General features: G+C 52.5%; 18 protein-coding genes and 1 pseudogene. 9 read left to right on the forward strand and 10 right to left on the reverse strand.

Annotation, left to right across the window (positions count from 1 at the left end; genetic code table 11):
• Positions 1-175: 175 nt before the first annotated feature.
• Positions 176-961, forward strand: coding sequence for a CBS domain-containing ParB/RepB/Spo0J family partition protein (locus ACLQMU_RS06845; RefSeq protein ID WP_422150305.1), 786 nt, complete (start codon positions 176-178; stop codon positions 959-961).
• 19 nt (positions 962-980) lie between these two features.
• Here ACLQMU_RS06845 and ACLQMU_RS06850 read toward each other — a convergent pair whose 3' ends face one another.
• Positions 981-2,159 carry a sugar phosphate nucleotidyltransferase gene (locus tag ACLQMU_RS06850; RefSeq protein ID WP_422150306.1) on the reverse strand — a complete coding sequence of 393 codons (1,179 nt, stop codon included), beginning with the start codon at positions 2,157-2,159 and terminating at the stop codon, positions 981-983.
• A gap of 71 nt (positions 2,160-2,230) precedes the next feature.
• Here ACLQMU_RS06850 and ACLQMU_RS06855 point away from each other — a divergent pair, with 71 nt between their 5' ends.
• Positions 2,231-2,497, forward strand: coding sequence for a hypothetical protein (locus tag ACLQMU_RS06855; RefSeq protein ID WP_422150307.1), 267 nt, complete (start codon positions 2,231-2,233; stop codon positions 2,495-2,497).
• Positions 2,498-2,585: 88 nt separating this feature from the next.
• Here ACLQMU_RS06855 and ACLQMU_RS06860 read toward each other — a convergent pair whose 3' ends face one another.
• A complete protein-coding gene (locus tag ACLQMU_RS06860; protein WP_424040501.1) occupies positions 2,586-4,028 on the reverse strand; it encodes a cobyric acid synthase in 1,443 nt (480 codons plus the stop codon).
• A gap of 119 nt (positions 4,029-4,147) precedes the next feature.
• Here ACLQMU_RS06860 and yciH point away from each other — a divergent pair, with 119 nt between their 5' ends.
• Positions 4,148-4,453 (forward strand): stress response translation initiation inhibitor YciH, encoded by a 306-nt coding sequence (gene yciH / locus ACLQMU_RS06865; protein ID WP_443673627.1) that lies wholly within the window; start codon positions 4,148-4,150, stop codon positions 4,451-4,453.
• Between the two features lie 165 nt (positions 4,454-4,618).
• On the opposite strand, the gene ACLQMU_RS06870 is transcribed toward yciH, so the two are convergent.
• The 5 genes from ACLQMU_RS06870 to ACLQMU_RS06890 all read right to left on the reverse strand — a co-directional run bounded on the left by ACLQMU_RS06870 (position 4,619) and on the right by ACLQMU_RS06890 (position 10,219).
• On the reverse strand, positions 4,619-5,659 hold the full coding sequence (locus tag ACLQMU_RS06870; RefSeq protein ID WP_424038975.1) for a type II secretion system F family protein: 1,041 nt from the start codon (positions 5,657-5,659) through the stop codon (positions 4,619-4,621).
• 1 nt (position 5,660) lies between these two features.
• Positions 5,661-6,584, reverse strand: a complete 924-nt coding sequence (locus ACLQMU_RS06875) for a type II secretion system F family protein (protein WP_422150311.1) — start codon at positions 6,582-6,584, stop codon at positions 5,661-5,663.
• Positions 6,571-8,985, reverse strand: coding sequence for a type II/IV secretion system ATPase subunit (locus ACLQMU_RS06880; RefSeq protein ID WP_422150312.1), 2,415 nt, complete (start codon positions 8,983-8,985; stop codon positions 6,571-6,573). Before ACLQMU_RS06880 ends, ACLQMU_RS06875 begins: the two co-directional genes overlap by 14 nt.
• 120 nt (positions 8,986-9,105) lie before the next feature.
• Positions 9,106-9,846: a roadblock/LC7 domain-containing protein gene (locus ACLQMU_RS06885; protein WP_422150313.1), complete on the reverse strand. Its 741-nt coding sequence runs from the start codon at positions 9,844-9,846 to the stop codon at positions 9,106-9,108.
• Positions 9,847-9,871: 25 nt separating this feature from the next.
• Positions 9,872-10,219: a roadblock/LC7 domain-containing protein gene (locus ACLQMU_RS06890; RefSeq protein WP_422150314.1), complete on the reverse strand. Its 348-nt coding sequence runs from the start codon at positions 10,217-10,219 to the stop codon at positions 9,872-9,874.
• Between the two features lie 536 nt (positions 10,220-10,755).
• On the opposite strand from ACLQMU_RS06890, the gene ACLQMU_RS06895 reads away from it, so the two are divergent.
• The 3 genes from ACLQMU_RS06895 to minD all read left to right on the forward strand — a co-directional run bounded on the left by ACLQMU_RS06895 (position 10,756) and on the right by minD (position 12,930).
• Positions 10,756-11,469, forward strand: a complete 714-nt coding sequence (locus ACLQMU_RS06895; RefSeq protein ID WP_422150315.1) for a hypothetical protein — start codon at positions 10,756-10,758, stop codon at positions 11,467-11,469.
• Between the two features lie 19 nt (positions 11,470-11,488).
• Positions 11,489-12,055, forward strand: a complete 567-nt coding sequence (locus tag ACLQMU_RS06900; RefSeq protein ID WP_422150316.1) for a hypothetical protein — start codon at positions 11,489-11,491, stop codon at positions 12,053-12,055.
• Between the two features lie 80 nt (positions 12,056-12,135).
• On the forward strand, positions 12,136-12,930 hold the full coding sequence (gene minD / locus ACLQMU_RS06905) for a cell division ATPase MinD (RefSeq protein ID WP_422150317.1): 795 nt from the start codon (positions 12,136-12,138) through the stop codon (positions 12,928-12,930).
• Positions 12,931-13,152: 222 nt separating this feature from the next.
• Here minD and ACLQMU_RS06910 read toward each other — a convergent pair whose 3' ends face one another.
• Positions 13,153-14,262 (reverse strand): V4R domain-containing protein, encoded by a 1,110-nt coding sequence (locus tag ACLQMU_RS06910; protein ID WP_424040765.1) that lies wholly within the window; start codon positions 14,260-14,262, stop codon positions 13,153-13,155.
• Positions 14,263-14,377: 115 nt separating this feature from the next.
• The gene (locus tag ACLQMU_RS06915) at positions 14,378-14,989 is read right to left on the reverse strand and encodes a hypothetical protein (RefSeq protein WP_424040767.1); all 612 of its coding nucleotides are present in this window, start codon (positions 14,987-14,989) and stop codon (positions 14,378-14,380) included.
• Between the two features lie 277 nt (positions 14,990-15,266).
• On the opposite strand from ACLQMU_RS06915, the gene ACLQMU_RS06920 reads away from it, so the two are divergent.
• From ACLQMU_RS06920 to ACLQMU_RS06930, 3 genes are all read left to right on the forward strand, one after another.
• Positions 15,267-16,433, forward strand: coding sequence for an A24 family peptidase C-terminal domain-containing protein (locus ACLQMU_RS06920; RefSeq protein WP_424040768.1), 1,167 nt, complete (start codon positions 15,267-15,269; stop codon positions 16,431-16,433).
• The gene (gene hisI / locus ACLQMU_RS06925) at positions 16,434-16,805 is read left to right on the forward strand and encodes a phosphoribosyl-AMP cyclohydrolase (protein ID WP_422150434.1); all 372 of its coding nucleotides are present in this window, start codon (positions 16,434-16,436) and stop codon (positions 16,803-16,805) included. It begins immediately after the preceding gene.
• Positions 16,806-16,870: 65 nt separating this feature from the next.
• A complete protein-coding gene (locus tag ACLQMU_RS06930) occupies positions 16,871-17,821 on the forward strand; it encodes a cation diffusion facilitator family transporter (RefSeq protein WP_424040769.1) in 951 nt (316 codons plus the stop codon).
• A 64-nt stretch (positions 17,822-17,885) separates the two neighbouring features.
• Here the strand turns inward: ACLQMU_RS06930 and ACLQMU_RS06935 are convergent.
• Positions 17,886-18,070 (reverse strand): annotated as a pseudogene (locus ACLQMU_RS06935) (phosphate uptake regulator PhoU); the annotation flags it as partial.

The following is an 18,070-nucleotide window of genomic DNA, read 5'->3' on the forward strand; positions in this document are numbered from 1 at the left end:
CGGCTCGCTAATCTTTTAGTTGTCTCCTTGCTTTTTGGACTCACAATCGAATGTAAGGAGACAATGTACCTTAGATCTTTCGGTCATTGGTACCGTCTGTTTTGGATAGGATTTCTACAGAGCAGAACTTCCCTTACCGATTCATTTAAAGTCACGGGCGCCGGAAGCTGTACGGATGGACAAAAAAAAGGTCAAGGACTATATGACCTATGACGTTGTCAGCGTGGATCTCCATGGTACCGTGGAATCGGTTATAGAAAAGATCCAGCAAACCAAGCACGACGGTTTCCCGGTGCTCGATGGGGACGCAGTCGTCGGGTACATCGCCGCACGGGACCTGCTCTTTGTAAAGCCGGGCGAAACCATCGGGCAGGCTATGTCCGGCGAACTGATTGTTGCCGATCCCGAGATGGATATCACGGATGCCGCACGGGTGATCTTCAGGAGCGGCATCCAGAAACTCCCGGTCGTGGATGAGAAAAACCACCTGCTCGGGATCATCTCCAACTCCGATGTTATCCGCTCGCAGATCGAGCATGTTTCCCCGGAAAAAGTCTTCAATTTCATGACAACGCTCAAAAAACTCTATGGGGTCGATCCCGCGCTCAACCGGGGAATTGTTCCCATAAAAGATCTGCTCCCCACGCAGTCCAAGATCTACGAGGACGAACTCGAAGGACGGATCTATGAGATCAAAAAGGGGCTTGCCGAGCCAATCATTGTCGTGCGCCGGCCGGGCCGGACGATCCTGGTGGACGGCCATCACCGTGCAATTGCCGCAAAGAGGCTGGGCATCACGGCCCTTGACGCGTATATCATCGAGATCAGCGATGATATCGAGCTTGGTATGGAGCGGACCGCAAACACGATGAACCTGAAAACGCTCGATGACGTGCAGGTGCTGGATTATGCCCGTCACCCGCTTGTCGCAATTACACACCGGCTCGTAAAAAGGCCATAAATAAAAAAGATATCAGTTTTTACGACCCTTCGCACCGGAGATCGAACTTATCATTCAGGATGTGCTCCTTTACAATAGTTCCCTCGGGAACTACAACCTCGGGCCAGACCCGGGTCTTTGAATGGACCACCACGTTGTTGCGCAGGACGACCCTGGGGCCGATCACGGTATCGTTCTCGATGCTGCACCTTTCCCCGATATGGGTGTCGTTGTCGATGATGCTCCCGGAGATTGTGGTATTTGCCCCGATAATAGCCCGGTTGTAGAGCGAGGATGAGAATATCTTTGCATTGTTCCGGATAATACAGCGATCGCCGATGCTGGTGTAGGGGCCGATCAGCACGTTGCTCCCTATAGTCGTTCCCGATCCGATCGCCACCGGCCCGATAACCCGGGTATTTTTTCCCAGCGTGATCGAGTCGCCAAGCTGTACCGGGCCCTGCACCCGGGCGCCGTGCATGGAGAGATCGCCGATGATATCGGTGATTGCGATGTCCTGCAGTTTCCACCGCTCCGCCTGTCGCAGCGAGTGCGGGCTGCCCACGTCGGTCCAATTCCCGCGGGCGAGCCATCCCTTGAGGGTTTTTCCCTCTTCCATCAGGTGCGGGAAGAGATCCCGTGCAAAATCAAACTTCTTTCCTGCCGGGATATGATCGAAGACCTCCGGATCACAGACATACATGCCGGTGCTTGCGAGATTTGAGAATATTTCACCAGGCGCGGGCTTTTCCTTGAACCGCTTTATCTCGTAATTAACATCGATTTCGGCAATACCGTATTCCCCGGGGTCATCGATCGAGATAAGCCCGATAGAGGTTATCGCCTTCTCTTTCTGGTGGACACGGTAGAATTCAAGGACATTCAGGTCGGTCACATGATCACCACCGACAACGAGAAAATCCTGACCGTCAAGATGCTTCTTTGCGTTTCTCACGCTGCCGGCCGTGCCGAGTTTGGTCTTCTCGTGGACATAGGTAATATCGACGCCAAAGAGAGAGCCATCGCCAAGCGCTGCCTCGATATCCTTTCCCATGTACCCGAGGGTCATCACCACTTCACGGAATCCCAGGTTGGAGAGATGTGAAACAAGATGCTGGATGGATGGGCGGTTAACAATAGGGATACAGGGCTTTGGACGTTCAAATGTGAGGGGGCGCAGGCGCGTTCCTTCGCCCCCGCACATGATACATACCTTCATAGATCTGATTTTGTCGTTGAATTGTTTTAAGTATAGTGCCCGAGATATTCTGATAGAAGGGGCGATTGTGGTTGGGATCTGATACGTACCGGGAACTGGACGTTGCAGGAGGCACCGTGCAGTGCTTGCCGGATAAACGTGAACCGGTCGGCCATTGCCGGCTCTGTATCCACTGCCGGGAGTTTAAGGCAAAAGGCCAGTACGTGAAATCTCCGTCACTGGCCTACTGCGTGAAGTGCAGGGTAACCGGGGAGGTGGATCTCTCTGCCGTGCAGGCAGTCCGGTGTGCGGACCGGCAGAGCGAGGGGTTCCACAGCATCACAAGCCTCATCGGGTGAGGGAAGAGCAAAGGAAACCGCCGGAACCGGTGTATACTGGGTAAGGGGCCGGTGGGTTCGTCCCCTGCTCTGCCGGCATCTGCCCGGATTATTCCTTCGTAAGAGCTATGATTGCTTCCATGTTGACATACTTTTCGAACACGCAGGCAAGGGACTCATAGGGATCGGCGCTTTCAGACGGAATTGGGGTAAACGGCAATCCTTTTTTTGCAGACAGGAAGGAAAGAAGCGCATTTGCAGCGGACGGGTTGAGGAAGAGACCGTGCATGTAGGTGCCAAAGACAAGGCCATCTTCGCTCACCCGGCCGTCCCCGCAGAATGCTTCCCGATCAGTGCCCGGTTCTGTCACCCCCATGTGGATCTCGTAACCTGTTACCTCGCCCATGGATGAGAGGATCGGGGGTACCGCCTCTGCCCGGCGCCGTACCTGAGTGGTATTCTTGGCATATGCGGCAAACCGGGTAGTACAATCAAGCAGGCCAAGCCCGGGATAGACACCTGCTGCGGACTCAAAACCTTCATCTATGAGGGTTTTCCCAAGCATCTGGTATCCCCCGCAGATACCTATAACCGGAATACCGCTTTCCTGTGCAGCCACCAGTTCGCGATCCGTGCCGCTCTCCCTTAGCACGGCAAGATCCTCTATCGTGTTCTTGGTGCCGGGGATTACGATGCAGTCATAGCCGGCGAGCGATGCACCACAGGGCACGTACTCGACCGATGCATACTGTTCGAGCAGTTCGAAGTCCGTGAAATTGGAGACATGGGGAAGACGGATTACCGCAATCCGGACCGGGAGATCCCGGTGCACCTTGTCCGCAATCGACAGGGAATCCTCGCTTGGAATCGGGATCGAAAAATACGGTACGACGCCGAGCACCGGTATCCCGGTGAGATTCTCGATAATGGTTATTCCGGAGGCAAAGATGGCCGGATCGCCCCTGAACTTATTGATGATAATGCCCCGCACGAGCGGCCGTACCGCTTCAGGCAACAGTTTCAGGGTACCATAAATCTGGGCAAACACCCCGCCCCTCTCGATATCAGCGACAAGAACAAGGGGAATTTTGAGATTCTCTGCAAGCAGCGTATTTGCAATATCACGGTCATACAGGTTGACTTCGGCTGCGCCCCCCGCACCCTCGACGACAACCTGCCCGTACTCCTGCATGAGCCGGTGGAATGCTGCCACTGCTTCCGTGAGAAGGTAGGGTGTTTCCGCATAGTAGTCTGCAATCGGGACATCCTTATATGGGTGGCCGAAAAGCACCACCTGCGAAACACGGTCCCCCTTGGGCTTAAGGAGCACCGGGTTCATGTCAGTTGTGGGAGAAAGCCGTGAAGCCCAGGCCTGCATCGCCTGTGCTATTCCAATTTCACCGCCATCAGCGGTAACAAACGAGTTCAGGCTCATGTTCTGGGACTTGAACGGCGCCACGCGTATCCCCCGGCGCACCAGGCACCGGCAGATCGCAGCCACCGTTACGCTCTTTCCCACATGCGACGAAGTCCCTACGACCATGAGCGGCATACTCATTCATTTGAATGCCCGCACATAAAACGGATGCGTGCGGGAAACCTCCAAGGAAAAGCGTTATACTTTCCCGACAATGCCAAGTAATAAATAACCAGAACTTAAAAATAGCTGTAATGATTGGTGGCATTTGCCCGACGTGTGGACTTCCCAGGGAACTTTGTATCTGTGAAGAAGTAGCAAAGGAACAGCAGAGGATCAATGTCAAAGTCAACAAACGCCGATACGGAAAAGAGGTCACCGTTATTGAAGGTCTCGATCCGACGGATATTGACCTCGAAGATCTTTCAAAATTCTTGAAAGGAAAACTTGCCTGCGGCGGAACAGTAAAAGGGAACTCAATCGAACTCCAGGGCAACCACCGCGACCGGGTAAAAGAACTTCTCTCCATGAAAGGTTACAGCACTGAAAATATCTCCTGAATGGTGCATACCGGCATCCCTTTTCTTTTTGATCCACTCCGGCGTACCCGTCACCTCATTTGCGAGCCGGCCGGTATCTTTTGCAAGTTTGCCAGCGGAATCGCCTTCTCGTAATGCAGCATACTGCAAAAGGAAAAGACGGTTCACAGACAACAGAAAAAAAGATCAGATGAAGAAGCGGAATACGACCCACGATACGATCAGCATGATCGCCGCATATTTGAGACCGGCAACAACCCGCCCTTCACCCATCTGACCGGCGCAGAGACCAGAGAAAAAACCCTGGATCATCGCTGCATGGGAAAACAGCCGTTTGTATGCAGGGAGGTCGATTCGCGACATGAACTTGCTGCTCGCTGCCGTCATCTGTGCCGCTGTGCCCGCCGTCGCCATGGTACTCAAAAAGGAACTCACGAGAACTGCGATGACAAAGAGGAATACCGTAAACGAGACTATCACGATGATCACGTAGATCAGCATATTGTTCCGGCGTTCCTGGGCAAGGTTGACCACCTCGAACGTATCGTTTGCAGCTGCACGGAGAACCTCACTGATATCCCCCCCGGCCTTGCTGGCCTTTGCGATCAGATCGACACTCCTATCGGCAAGCGGCGTCCCGAGATTCTTCCCGAACCGATACATGCCCTCGACAAAACCGACACCCCATGACATCTCGTTGTCCAGTTTCCGGATATGAGGAGTGAGGGTCCCGTATTCAGCGCCGGCGACAAGATGAACCGCATTGGGAAGCGTCATACCGGAATCATTCATACCGGCAAGATCGCGGAAGAAGTTGGGGAGTGCGTCCTCAAGGTTCTGTATCCGCTTCTGCTCCCTGAAATCAAGGATAGCCACGGGAATTATCGAAATAAGCACCGCAAGAACCGCAAAATCGTCAATGACTGTCGACGTGAAGAGCACGGTGATACCGTACATCTTTACCATCGAGATAAAACCGCCGATAAAGACGACCAGCGAGAGGGGGATGCAGACTATGAGGATATTAACGGGTTGTTCCGTGAGAACCGCGATCGGGTGCTTGAAGAATCGCCCCACCCCTTCCCGGCTCTTCCGTTCAGCCTCAAGTCTCGTGGAAATATCATTAAGCTCTTTTTCCACCGAATCCATCTCGGCGCGAGTGAGCGGTTGGGCAGGCACATCCTCCTGTTTTCCAAGTATGCCCGTGAATCTGTCGTTGAATGCCATATCAGGACTCCGGTGTCATGGAACTGATCATGATAATGAACATCACGGTACCGAAGGGGATCATGAGGTAGATGATGACATAGAGAAACATCGGCCGTGGATCTCCGCCAAGGACTGACATAATCGACTGGAGAATGATCAGAAAAAGCGTCCCGGCCACCATTGCCGTCACATACGATTCCGCGATCAGTGCAAGCGTATCAAGGAACAGTTTCTGGGTCTGGCGGTTCTCCAGCGCGTACTGGTTTGCCTTGGTACGGAAATAGTCCGTGAGGTTCCCGCCGCTGGAGATACTGGCCATCGCACCCTGCAAAAACTCTTTCATCCGCCGGGAGGGAGTGCTCGAAGAGACAATCCTGAGCGCATCGATAAGGTCCCTCCCGAAGATGTCGATCTCCCGGGCGATATACCGCGCTTCCACGGAACTTTCGCCGTAGATGGGGCTGTCCCCCAGCAGGCGGAAGATCTCTGCCGGGGTAATACCGGCAGTCGACATGGAGGTGATATAATTGATGGCATAGGGCAGGGTTGCATCGATATTCCGGCGCCGGTTTCCGGCAACAATCGACGGGTACACAAGGAGTATTGCATAGGTCATCCCGCCAAAGACCAGAAGCGAGAAGATGATGACAAAAACAGTCCCGAGGACAAGACTGTAATGGGATAAAAAGACGACCGTTTCCGGAACCTCGCCCTTGTATTTTATGAGGTCGGGGAGTTTAAAATACCAGGTTAAAAATCCCAGTCCGATCGCGGCACTGATGCCGACAAAAATGGAACTGACAATGGCGGTAGAAATATAAACTTCAAACGTGGTTTTAAGCCGGGCCGATATAAGGTCGTTGCGAAGCTGGAAATACTGCTCCCGCTTTGCCTTCATCCGCATGCCGAGAAGATTGAAACAGAACCGCTCAAAGCTGTTCATACAGGTCCTTCCTTACACGTTCGACAACGACTTCGGGTTCCCGGTAATACTCGATGAGGATCTTTGCGACGTCCTTGTAATGCCGGATCTTCCTGATGCGCATCCACTCCAGCACTTCCTGCCGGCGCTTGAGTTCTTCCCTCATCCGGTTTTCGTTCCAGCCACGGGCCTCCATGATCTCCTCAAGGATATAGGACTTCCCCGAATAGGTAATCTCATCAGTTGCCGACCGCCATCTGAAGACCTCGTTTGTAATCAGTTCGTTGGTCCGTGGGTCGATATCGAGAATCTCCACGATCTGCTTGTTCCGGCGGACCCGTTTGCCGCCCATCCGGGCCTGTACCTGGATGCAGACAATATCGAGAGCCGAGAGCATGTTCCGTGGCACATTCATAGGCGGGTTCTCGATACGGTGGACAACACTCGCTACCGAATCCGCGTGGATCGTGGAGTACGTGACATGGCCGGTGCTCATTGCCTGGAAGAGTGTCTGGCACTCCTTGCCACGGACTTCGCCGACGATGATATATTCAGGCCGCTGTCGCATGGCAGCACGCAGGAGCTCGTACATGTTAATCTCCCCCCGTCCCGCAGTATCAAACGAGTCGCGTGTTACACTCGGGATCCAGTTGGGATGGGGGAGCTTCACTTCCCGGGTGTCTTCCAGGCTGACGATCTTTGCCATCGGGGGAATGAACAGGGAGATCGCGTTTAACGACGTGGTCTTACCGGATGCTGTCCCCCCGGCAAAGATCGCGGATTTGCCGTTCTCTACGGCAAGCCAGATATAGGCAACCGAAAGCGGGGCAAACGTATGCCATTCAATGAGATCTGTCGGGGTTATCGGCTCATCCTTGAACTTACGGATGGTGAATGTGGAGCCGTGGGCGGTTACTTCCTGCCCGAGCGTCATCTGGATACGGGATCCATCACTCATGGATGCATCGAGGATAGGTTCTGCAATCGAGATATACTTGCCGGCACGCTGGGCGAGTTTTGTGACAAAGGAATCGAGCTCCTCTGCATTGTGGTACATCAGCGTAGTCTTCATCGATTCGTAACTGGCGTGGAATGCAAATATTGGCGTGTTGACACCGTCACAGGAAATATCCTCGATATATTTGTCATGCATGATCGCATCGATCAGGCCGTCGCCAAGGAAGTCTTTGTGCATGTCATACAGGATCTTCTCACGCTGGATCGGGCTGAGCTTGATCCCGAAATCTGCCAGAATCTCGTCCACCGAATTTCTGAGCTGGCGCCTCGCCTCTTCTTTGGATATATCCTTGGTATTGATATCGAGCGTTTCAAAGAGGCGTTCTTTTAATTCCTTCAAAAGGTCTTTTTCAGGTTCGGAGAGAACAGGTTCGATAACCTGATACGTATATTCATGCGTAAAGTGGTCATAAATAATCCGGACATATGCATAGGGTTCATTGACCGGGTACATCTCCATCTCTTCGATACCCGGTTTTTCATCAAAGGAAAGATCCACCAGGGGGCCATGCGTCCGGGGATCGTATTCCACGGGTGTCGAACGCATAACGCTGAAAAGCGCTGCAAACCGGGACTTCTTTGTCTCAGCCGGACTTACCTTTTCCTGATCAAGAGGCATCTCATCTTCGAGATCGAGATCCTTGAACCCTGCGGTCGAGAATTCCCGTTTCCAGATTTCCGCAAATTCCTGTGGCAGGGGTTCGATCCCGCGACTCTCAAAGGCATTTATACCTCCCTGAAGCCTGATCTCGTCGATCTGGAATGTCGCACCTTTAGGGAGGATAAGCCCCGAGAGCTCGGAGATCTGATCGGCAGATATAATGTGATCTTCCGCATCGCTTTCGGATGTCTCGTCGGGTTCTTCTGGTAGTATTTCTCCCGGGAAAACCTTACGCTTCCTGAAAAGAGATGATGTCCGGTGTTCACGGGGATCTTCCTGAGGAATTTCGACAATGGGTTCCTGAGGAGGTTCAGCAGCAGGCAGAACGGATTTTTCTTCGGTCGCGGGAGGAACCGGGCCTGGTGAGGTCCCCGATTGTGCCAGAAACGTTCCCGATACTTCGGGCACATCGTTTCCGCTCAGGCCGGGTGCCTGCGGAACCGGTTCTGGTGGGGGGATATCCTCGAGCAGATCCTCGAAATCATCAGCACCCACGGGGGATGCCGGATTAGGTGTAACAATCTTCTCCGGCGCTTCCCCGGAAGCGTTTCCGGGTTTATTCATGCCAGGTGTTTGTATGAATGCAGAGAGATCCCCGGTTACGCCCAACCCGGGTTTCTTTTCCGAAGGCGACGCTGCCGGGCCGGTTGATGCATCTTTTGGCGTATGTGTTCCCCGGATTTTTTTAATCAGGGCGCTTATTTCGTCATGAGCCTCATCGTCATGTGATTTCAATCTGGACATCCTCCCACCGGTTGATCACGGGTGTTGGTAGGTTTATAATGGATTCTGGCATCCTGGACTGCATCTGTCTGCTGGAATGAAGCCAGGGATATCTCCGCACAGTGGATATCACCTTCCCGATCATGCATCACTCTTCACATCGGTCTGGATACTCTTGAGCAGGACCCGCATGAGGCCGAGCTGGGCATCTGCACGGGTAATGATGCAGAGGAAGAGATCTCCGCAGGGTACGATGATAAATTTGTTCTCCGCCGTTTCGAGGATCAGCTGGTCTGGCTGCCCGAGGTTCATATCCTGTGCGATTGTGGTTCCGGCCCGCAGGAGATCCTCAGCACGAGCTGCTACATGCTCGAAATCCGCCTCCCCGGCAGACAGTACCGGAAAACCTTCATAAAATGCAGATACTGCAACAACACCGGGTTGTCGTATAATCCTGGTGAGTGTGGATTCATCGATGCGGGGGGAGGTATGCCGGCGGAGATCGGTGGTCTCTTCCCGGGCGGAGACGGTCATATCTCCCGAAAGGGCGGCGTCAATGAGCAGCCTGTCCCGGGTGCAGTGCCCAAGCACATCTGCAAAATCCTCATCTCCGTACGCTCTCAGGATAAAATTCTGCTGCTGCAGAACGGTATCATTATCAGGTGTGGCCATCATGTGCCGGAGGGCAGACGCACCCCGGTATTCGCCATGCTTATCCTTGAAATACGCGGCAAGCAGTTCACCATTGCGCGTGAGAATAAAACCTTCCCCCCCTCCGGAATCAATCTCGATTGCTCCCTTAAACTCCATCAGGTACTGAAGTATGCCATCCTTTGGGGGGTCTATAATGACACCTCCTTCTGTTCCTGCCGGCAGTTTCATAAAAATAATTTTAAATAGAGCGGAACTAAAGAGCCGCGATGATACGTTCCTTGTTTTTCTTTAATTCGTAGCGAATCCTTCCGATATTGGCCGTTGTATCCGCAACCAGTGCAATCAATTCGTCAGCTGACAGAGGAGCAAGAATGATGGGACCTTTCTCCAGCTCAACAAGCATCTGGGAGAGCTCGCCTTTTCCCAAGGTGGTTCCCATCACCTCGGAAGTCCCGAGACCGGTTGATGCCATTGCACCCAGCGCCTCGATATCAACCTTGCCGGATACCGCACTTTCAATCACGAACCCGTCTCTTCCTACGACGACCGCAGCAGAAACCCCTTCAACCTTCAGGAACTCCTCTAATAAAGGTTTGAGCATCTTTTCACCATTTAATAAATGTGACTCTCTTGCGTTTTTCCTATTAAAATGTTGGTTTTCTTTGACCGGGAGATATGCTGATTCATCCTTCAAAACTAAAAAACAAGCACAACTCATCCCGTTACAAAAACAATAGACTTATTAATACCAATACTTATTTAGCCCTTATTTTGCCTGCAGCATTCTAAACACAAATTCATTCAGATATCCCCGGGATTTTGCCAGCAGCCCGCTCCCGTCGTTTGCGACGACCCGCCGGTAACGCGATAGAACTGCCTGATCTTATTGTGGCCAAAGTACATCCAATCAAAAAACTGGTGCATTTTTCTATCTTCTGGATTCGCAGCTGTGTTTTTGGTTTTACTTCGGATTTTATCTTTTATATCCGATCTGGCAAACAATTTTATCCTTCAAAATGAGCCTGATAAGAATAACCGAAATTCCGCCAGTTTTTAAGGGTCAGAATTATTCATCAGGCTGGCCCGAGACTTCCTAAAAAAGAAACTATATACAAGGATGCGATCATTACAGAGATCATGCAACTTCCCCGCGGGACATTCCGCGAGATCAGAAAGAACCAGAAAACCGAAGACCTCCTCAAAGAGCTCGAGCAGGGGGGGTTCTCCGGGATCTGCAGCATCTCGTACCGGGATCATATCAGCACCCTCGTACTGAAATCGGGAAGATGCATCCTTGTGGAGTCCGACACGTTCAAGGGAGATGCTGCACTCGAACATCTTCTCTATTCCATCTCAGACGGGGATATTGATGCTGCCCTCTCAACGCTGAACGAGGCGCAGATCCAGCTCTCCCTGGAGTTCAACCCGGCAGAACAGATCAAAAACACCAGCAGTACCACACCGGCGTCCCAGAAACCATTGTGCCAGCCACCGGTGCCTCCGTCTCACCAGCCAGTAGTGAAAAAAACCGGCCCGGCCCCAAAAACAAACCTGTTTTTCCCGGGTGAAGAGAGGTCAACCCTTATGACACACTCCCCGGAAAGAACACCCCGCCTGCAGACAGGGACCAAAAATCCTGCCAGCGAACTTCCTGGGTCGATCGGGTCAGCAACTGCACCGGTTTCAGGAGAACGGGAGATTCCGGCACCTGATACCGAACCGACAGATTTTGAAAGCGACCTCGATATGCTTGATTCCATGAATCTGGACCGGATGACAGATAAGATCAGGGACGATTGCAAGAAAATGGTAAAACAGTTTCATCTGGATCATCTGATGGACCGGGACTAAACGAAAAGAGGTCGGAGATATGTCCATTATCACTGGTATTGACGGTACTGTGCTCATCCTTGGTACTGGTATCGCGATCGCAATCTGTATTGTGGCAGGGCTTGCAATAAAAAAAATCCGGGCCACTGCGAGAGGCAACTCCGCCGAAATCTCTGCAGACCGGATCCGGATTCCCCTCATCGTTCAGAAATCCCCGGTTGGCACCACGGAAGAGTTCACCCACGGTACGGTTTTTATCTCCGCTCTGCATCCAAAGGATATTGACTGCATTCATGGCAAGGCAGATATTTCAGAGAGTCTCGAAGCTCTCGCGGAAAAATATTCCCTGGAGGAGATTACACTCGCTACCGCCGACGGCCTGCTGCTGGCCTCTTCCCTGGGGGCACCGTCAGCTGATGTCATCAGCCGGTACTGTGAAATTTATACTAACAATCCCGGGATCCGGCCCCCCGGAATCATGCTGTTTGGCGTGGAGCATGAGGGGTCGTCCCTTGTCGGGTTTGCAAAGACAAAAGACCCGCCTCGTCAGGAGCCCGGACAAGAACTGATATGCGAGACAATAGATATTTTAAACTGGTGGATATAACACGGATATGAAAAACATAAATACAATACTTCATTGCGTGTCCGGTTATACGGTATCATAATCAGAATGACAGGTGTCCGATGGTCAGGGTATACACGATTGCATCCGGAAAAGGAGGCACCGGCAAAACCACCGTTTCTGTCAATCTGGGAACGATGCTTGCCATGCTGGGAAAAGAGACGTACCTCATGGATGCCGATATTGGCATGGCAAACATCGGCCTGATACTGGGACTGCAGGATGCGCCGGTAACCCTCCATGAGATCCTTGCCGGAAAAAATAATATCGACGACGGGATCTACCAGGGCCCGGCCGGACTTAAGGTGATCCCGAGCGGCATCTCGTTGCAGGGCTTCCAGCAGGCCGACCCGGACAAGATCCGTGACGTTTTGTCAGAAATTGTGAAACGGTGCGAGTTTTTGCTGATCGATGCGCCAGCCGGGATCAGCAAGGACGGCGTTGTTCCTCTCGCTGTTGCAGATGAGGTTATTCTGGTTGTCAATCCCGACCTTTCTTCGATCGTCGATGCCTTAAAGACAAAGATCCTGACAGAGGTCGTAGGAGGCCATGTCCTCGGAACGATTGTCAACCGCGTGGATCCCAGCAGGAGCGAAAGCATATCCCGGAAAATGGAAAAAGCACTCGGGGTAAAAGTCATCGGAATCATTCCGGAGGATCCCAATGTAAGGCGGGCCGCAGCAGCACGCACTCCCATGGTGGTGAAATATCCGGATTCGCCCGCATCAAAAGCAATACAGAGGATCGCATCAGAGCTTGCCGGCATCGCTTATAAGGAGGAAACTGCCAGAGTCCCCGGGGAAGGCTTTATCGAGCGGTTTTCAAAAGCGCTCTTTAAGAAGAAATCCGGTACGTAGCAGCCGTACAATCTTTGTCTTTCCCTGTATGGTCACACATCCCCGAAAAACGATGTGGTTTTAGATCTTTTCCGCTTGCCAGTCTGCCTGTTCATCAGGATCGGCACAGGCCTGATGGATTTTACTAGGGGGCATCTTTTCCGGGATTCCCCTACGAAGATGGATCATGAAAAAGAGGGGACGCCAACAGGTATCCCCGCTGAGAGGCGGTATAAAACCGGCTTACTCAGCCTTGTTGGTGATGGTAAAGACACAGTACTCGTCGCCTTTCGAACGGCATTTTATCTCACGGCCTTGCACTTTGATCCCAAAAGATCCTTCGATGATCCCGGAGAGAAGGCCGGCAGTACAGTAGCAGACGTTCTTTCCCGTGTTCCCGAACGCTTCGGATTCGACCGTGTGTTCGAGCGTGATGGTCTTTTCCTTTCTGGATTCGTTCCACTCGCTTTTCACCAGACGGAACCAGCCCATCTGGGAATAGAAGGAGAATGCCATGTCAGAGAGCGTGTTTGGCTGGGTAATGCCCATTTTCTTGTAGTGTTCGACGTTTTCCCTGCCCATATCCATATAGGCACGATAGTTCACCCCGCCTGCCGGCAGTTCACCCATGGTCTTTTTGAGGGAGTTCATCATGGACGTGAAGACGAACCTGGGCATCATGACCACCGGATCATCGATCAGCTTGATTGTCCCTTCCACCGGCTTGTGCTCGATGAACTCGGTTATGGCAGAATCGCCTTTGACCACGGCCTGTGCCTTGAACTTCCAGCTGGGATCTACCTGGTCGACAACAAATTCACAGCAGTCATCACCGTTTGCCACGCACCTGCGCTCAAGGCAGTACCAGTTCTTGCCGGTAACGGCCATCATCACCCCTTCGATCCACCCCATGTGGACACCACAGACCGGCATCTTCCAGTCTTTTAGGATCTCCGCTTCAAAGGTATGCTTTGTGCGCAGGATGATCCTCTTTTCGCCCTGCTCCACCAGTTCGAACGGCGCTCCCCAGCCCTGCTGGTGCTGGAGTTTGAAGACCAGGAAGAGAAAGTCGGCAGGTGACAGATCCATGCCGAACTTTTTTAAGAGATTGTACAGGCCAAGGGACCCCATCCCCACCGAACGGAACAGCTTCCGTACCGCCTTCACGGCTAGTTTCTTATTGAGGTTAGCCTCATACATCTCGTAGATTGCCTTGATCAGGTAATTGGGGTTGCTCGCCGTTTTTACCCCGAAAACCGAGTAGGAACCTGCGACCGGGTCAAGTTCGATATAGGGGGAGATATCCTTCTCTCCCCTGATCAGCGCCTCGAAGTCTTCACGTCCAATCTTCATAAACGATCACTCTGCTATTATGCAATTAAAGGATTTTGTCTTGATCCCGGATTCAGGTGTCGTCGGTACTCAGAGAAAAATCCGGTAAAAATGCCATTTTTTGCCTTTTTGGGCATCAAAGATCCAGGATATGGGATGGGTGGGATTCATCAAAGGTAATCTGAAAATGGGTTAGCATCTGGGACCGGTCCTGGACGAGGCAGGTATAGTCTCCGTACATCACCCGGAAACTGACCTCCCCCGCCCCGGTAGTGACATCGCTGCCCACAATCTTTCCCTCTTTCCTGAGAGAAACACGCACACCGTTCTGAGGATTCTTCTCCCGCCGGGCGGACAGGGTGACTACGCCGATTCCCTGACTTTTTTTGCCGATCTCCGGTACAAAACAGGTACTGTTCATCCGGATGTGTTCTTTTTCAAAGATCCGGCATCCCATAACAAAAGCATCGATAATCTCCGGGTTTCCTTCGCAGATGCTATATTGCCGGCCTGCCCGGATATGGACAACTGCCTTGTCACCAAAAAGCGCCCCTTCGGCATCAACATAGAGCGCCCCTTCGGGTTCACCGTTCAAGAAGGCAAGGTAATACTTTCCGTCCCCTTCTTTTGCCACAGCAATCGCATTCAGGCGCCGGGTAGCAGCAAACGTGAGTGTTTCAGCAAGGGAAAATGTGCCCGGGTATTTCGATCCTTTCAGGATATTTTCCAGAAGCTCCTGCTGATCCATAAAACAATCCTCTTTGATGCAATCCGGGGCGGGATATCGGGAATTCTCCCACACAATTGTTCTATAATACTCTCAATCGTTTATTCGCAACCGGTATATTATATATTTGCGGAGTTCTCTTCACGCGGGAAAATGGTTATTTGATCTCTTTTCTGGTTTCAGAACAGGAATCCCGGCAACTACTCCCCCCTGCGAACGCAATCGCCACCTGACCGGGAATCGCCATACATAAGTTGTAGGAGATATAACGGTAAATCTGCTTATGATATTTTACCCGATGGTGATCTCCGCTGTTGCGGTTCTTGTTACCCTTGTTTATGCATCGTATCTGGATATCAGGGACCGTCGCGTGCCTTTCAGGACGTGGTACCCGATGCTTGTCGTCGGGATCTCCGCGACCATCGTGCTCTTCTACCAGCAGACCGGCAATATTAGCCTGATCGTCGGCTACCTCACCCTCATTGCCAGTTTCTTTTATGCAGATTATCTCGACAACCGCGACCCGGAAACCCCGTTCAGGTTCCCGTACCTTGCGGCAGTACTGGCCCTTCCCGCCCTATCATGGTTCATCATTCCGGTCCTGTCTACGGGAAAATTATCCGAAACCCAGCTCATTCCCTGGTACGTGCTGTTTGCCGGGCTCCTCGGGTATGTATCCTACCGGGAATACAAAAAACAACCCGTAAAAAAACCCACGGCAAAACAGGCTAGAAAAGACGCCAAGAAGGAGTCAAATATTGAAGAGGTGCTAAGCCGCTGGTATTTCGTGCTGGTCATCGTCATCCTTGCCATTGCGTCCTTCTATATGATTGGCGGCGGAAGCTGGGGTGTGTCCGGCATCTATATCGCCCTTGCTGCCGTCTTCTGCGGCGTATTTTACATTTTCGGACAGATGCACCTCTTTGGCGGCGCTGATGCGTGGGCGCTCATCTTTATCGCCTTCTGCATCCCGACTTTTCCGTTCACCCCCCTCCTGAATACACCGCCGCTCGGGTTTCTCTCGTTCTCGGTACTGATCAACGCGCTGATCCTCAATCTGGTGGCACCGGCAGGGATTTTTATCATCAACATCGTGAAGGGAAACCGTGCCCCGCTCCAGTACATGTTCTTCGGGTTCCCGGTGAAAGGAGAGACGATACAGGATTCATGGGGCTTTGTGATGGAGGACTTCACCGAGACAAAAGGCACGGTGGAGCGAAAATTTATCGGGTTCTGGGATTCCCTGCGCCGGATGCGTTCCGAGGAGGGCCGGGTCTACACAAAGGATCTCCGGGAACACCCTGAAGAGTACGAAAAAGAACTGGGGATCTACAAAAAAGCAGGTAATGTCTGGATCTCCTATGCAGTCCCGTTCATCCTCCCGATCACCGCCGGCCTTATCACCGCTATTATCTGTGGCGATTTCCTGCTCGTGATTATGACACTCATCACCGGGGGTGCGTGAGTGCTCACCCTCAGGTTCCCTGACGGAGGACTGATCCCGGTGATCGTGCAGGACGCAAAAACCAGAAATGTCCTGATGATGGCATATGCAAACGAGGAGGCAGTGCGCCTTACCGAAACGACCGGCTATGCCCATTACTACAGCCGGAGCCGGAAAAAACTCTGGAAGAAGGGCGAGGAGAGCGGGCATTTCCAGAAGGTTGAGCAGATCCTCGTGGACTGCGACGAGGACTGCCTCATATACGAGGTTGAGCAGACCGGTGCCGCCTGCCATACAGGGTACCGCAGCTGCTTTTTCAGGACTTTGGACGGGAAAATTATCGAAGAGAAGGTTTTTGACCCGGAAAAAGTCTATGGAAAGACCGGGCACTGAGGCCGGCGCCGGTCTTTTTTTGCGAAGGATGGCCCCTGCAACGGGCATATGGTGAGATTACAGGTATGAACACGACTCCTGATGACAGGGAGACTGCCAACCGGTTAAAAGAGCGGACCGCACACCTGTCGGTCATCTCCAATGCCGGCCTTGTGTTCATGAAATTCGGGGTAGGCTTTGCCATCGGATCGGTGAGCATTATCTCCGAGGCCATCCACTCCTCCATGGACCTGCTTGCCGCTGTCATCGCCTATTTTTCGGTGAAAAAATCCGCAGAGCCTCCTGATGCCGGCCACTCATTCGGGCATGGGAAATTCGAGGATGTCTCCGGGCTTATCGAGGCCCTGCTCATCGTTGCTGCAGCTGTCATCATTATCGCGGAAGCCGTACTCAGACTGCTGGGGAGGCAGGAACAGGAGTTTTCACCCGAGCTGCTCTCATTTGGTATTGCGGTGATGGGCATATCGGTGCTCGCCAACTGGTACGTCTCCTCGCGTCTCATGAAAGTGGCAAAAGAGACCGAGTCCATCGCCCTTGAGAGCGATGCGTGGCACCTGCGGACGGATATTTATACGTCGCTCGGGGTTTTTGCGGGGTTGATTTTGATCCATTTCACCGGCCTCACGGTTCTCGACCCTCTTATCGCCATCGGGGTCGGTCTCGTGATCCTCAATGCCGCCGCCGATCTCCTGAAACGATCGTTTGCCGATCTCATCGACCATTCCATTCCCAAGCCTGACGAAGATCGCATAACGGCGATCATCTGTGAACATGCAGGCGAATACGCCGGGTTCCATGGGTTAAGGACACGCCGGTCCGGCCCTGATATCTTTATCGAATTCCACCTTGTCGTGCCCGGCGAGGTCTCTGTCACCCGGTCCCACGATCTCGCCGATCACCTTGAATCAGACCTGCTCGTGGAGTACCCCCGGGCAAAGGTGACCATCCACATTGAGCCCTGCCTTGAAGGGTGCAGCCAGTGTGATTCGTCCTGCACCTGCCCAAAAAAGGAATGAACGCGTGGCTCCGGGTGCCAGAGCCCGCATTATGTAAAGGGTTTTAAAAAACCGGCAACGGAAATTATTTCCCTGCGGGTTTCCGGTGGAGGGAACGGTCTTCCTCGACGATATAGTTGATTACGTTCTCGGCAATATCCTCAGAATATTCACCCGCCCTGCGGATGCTCTCGGCGATATAACTGATAGAAATCGCGGCAACGGTCTCCTGCTTGAACGCCATGTTGCTGATATCCCCGCAGATGTGTT

This window comes from Methanoregula sp. (genome assembly GCF_052325125.1).
In the GTDB taxonomy this organism is placed as follows: domain Archaea; phylum Halobacteriota; class Methanomicrobia; order Methanomicrobiales; family Methanospirillaceae; genus Methanoregula.

Excerpts from the sequence above, each read along its gene's own strand:
- ACLQMU_RS06930 (WP_424040769.1), top strand. The coding sequence starts at position 16,871 with ATGAACACGACTCCTGATGACAGGGAGACTGCCAACCGGTTAAAAGAG.
- minD (WP_422150317.1), top strand. The coding sequence starts at position 12,136 with ATGGTCAGGGTATACACGATTGCATCCGGAAAAGGAGGCACCGGCAAA.
- ACLQMU_RS06880 (WP_422150312.1), bottom strand. The coding sequence starts at position 8,985 with ATGTCCAGATTGAAATCACATGACGATGAGGCTCATGACGAAATAAGC.
- ACLQMU_RS06845 (WP_422150305.1), top strand. The coding sequence starts at position 176 with ATGGACAAAAAAAAGGTCAAGGACTATATGACCTATGACGTTGTCAGC.
- ACLQMU_RS06920 (WP_424040768.1), top strand. The coding sequence starts at position 15,267 with ATGGTGATCTCCGCTGTTGCGGTTCTTGTTACCCTTGTTTATGCATCG.
- ACLQMU_RS06860 (WP_424040501.1), bottom strand. The coding sequence starts at position 4,028 with ATGCCGCTCATGGTCGTAGGGACTTCGTCGCATGTGGGAAAGAGCGTA.
- ACLQMU_RS06895 (WP_422150315.1), top strand. The coding sequence starts at position 10,756 with ATGCAACTTCCCCGCGGGACATTCCGCGAGATCAGAAAGAACCAGAAA.
- ACLQMU_RS06870 (WP_424038975.1), bottom strand. The coding sequence starts at position 5,659 with ATGGCATTCAACGACAGATTCACGGGCATACTTGGAAAACAGGAGGAT.
- ACLQMU_RS06875 (WP_422150311.1), bottom strand. The coding sequence starts at position 6,584 with ATGAACAGCTTTGAGCGGTTCTGTTTCAATCTTCTCGGCATGCGGATG.
- ACLQMU_RS06885 (WP_422150313.1), bottom strand. The coding sequence starts at position 9,846 with ATGAAACTGCCGGCAGGAACAGAAGGAGGTGTCATTATAGACCCCCCA.
- ACLQMU_RS06850 (WP_422150306.1), bottom strand. The coding sequence starts at position 2,159 with ATGAAGGTATGTATCATGTGCGGGGGCGAAGGAACGCGCCTGCGCCCC.
- ACLQMU_RS06890 (WP_422150314.1), bottom strand. The coding sequence starts at position 10,219 with ATGCTCAAACCTTTATTAGAGGAGTTCCTGAAGGTTGAAGGGGTTTCT.
- ACLQMU_RS06915 (WP_424040767.1), bottom strand. The coding sequence starts at position 14,989 with ATGGATCAGCAGGAGCTTCTGGAAAATATCCTGAAAGGATCGAAATAC.
- yciH (WP_443673627.1), top strand. The coding sequence starts at position 4,148 with ATGATTGGTGGCATTTGCCCGACGTGTGGACTTCCCAGGGAACTTTGT.
- ACLQMU_RS06900 (WP_422150316.1), top strand. The coding sequence starts at position 11,489 with ATGTCCATTATCACTGGTATTGACGGTACTGTGCTCATCCTTGGTACT.
- ACLQMU_RS06910 (WP_424040765.1), bottom strand. The coding sequence starts at position 14,262 with ATGAAGATTGGACGTGAAGACTTCGAGGCGCTGATCAGGGGAGAGAAG.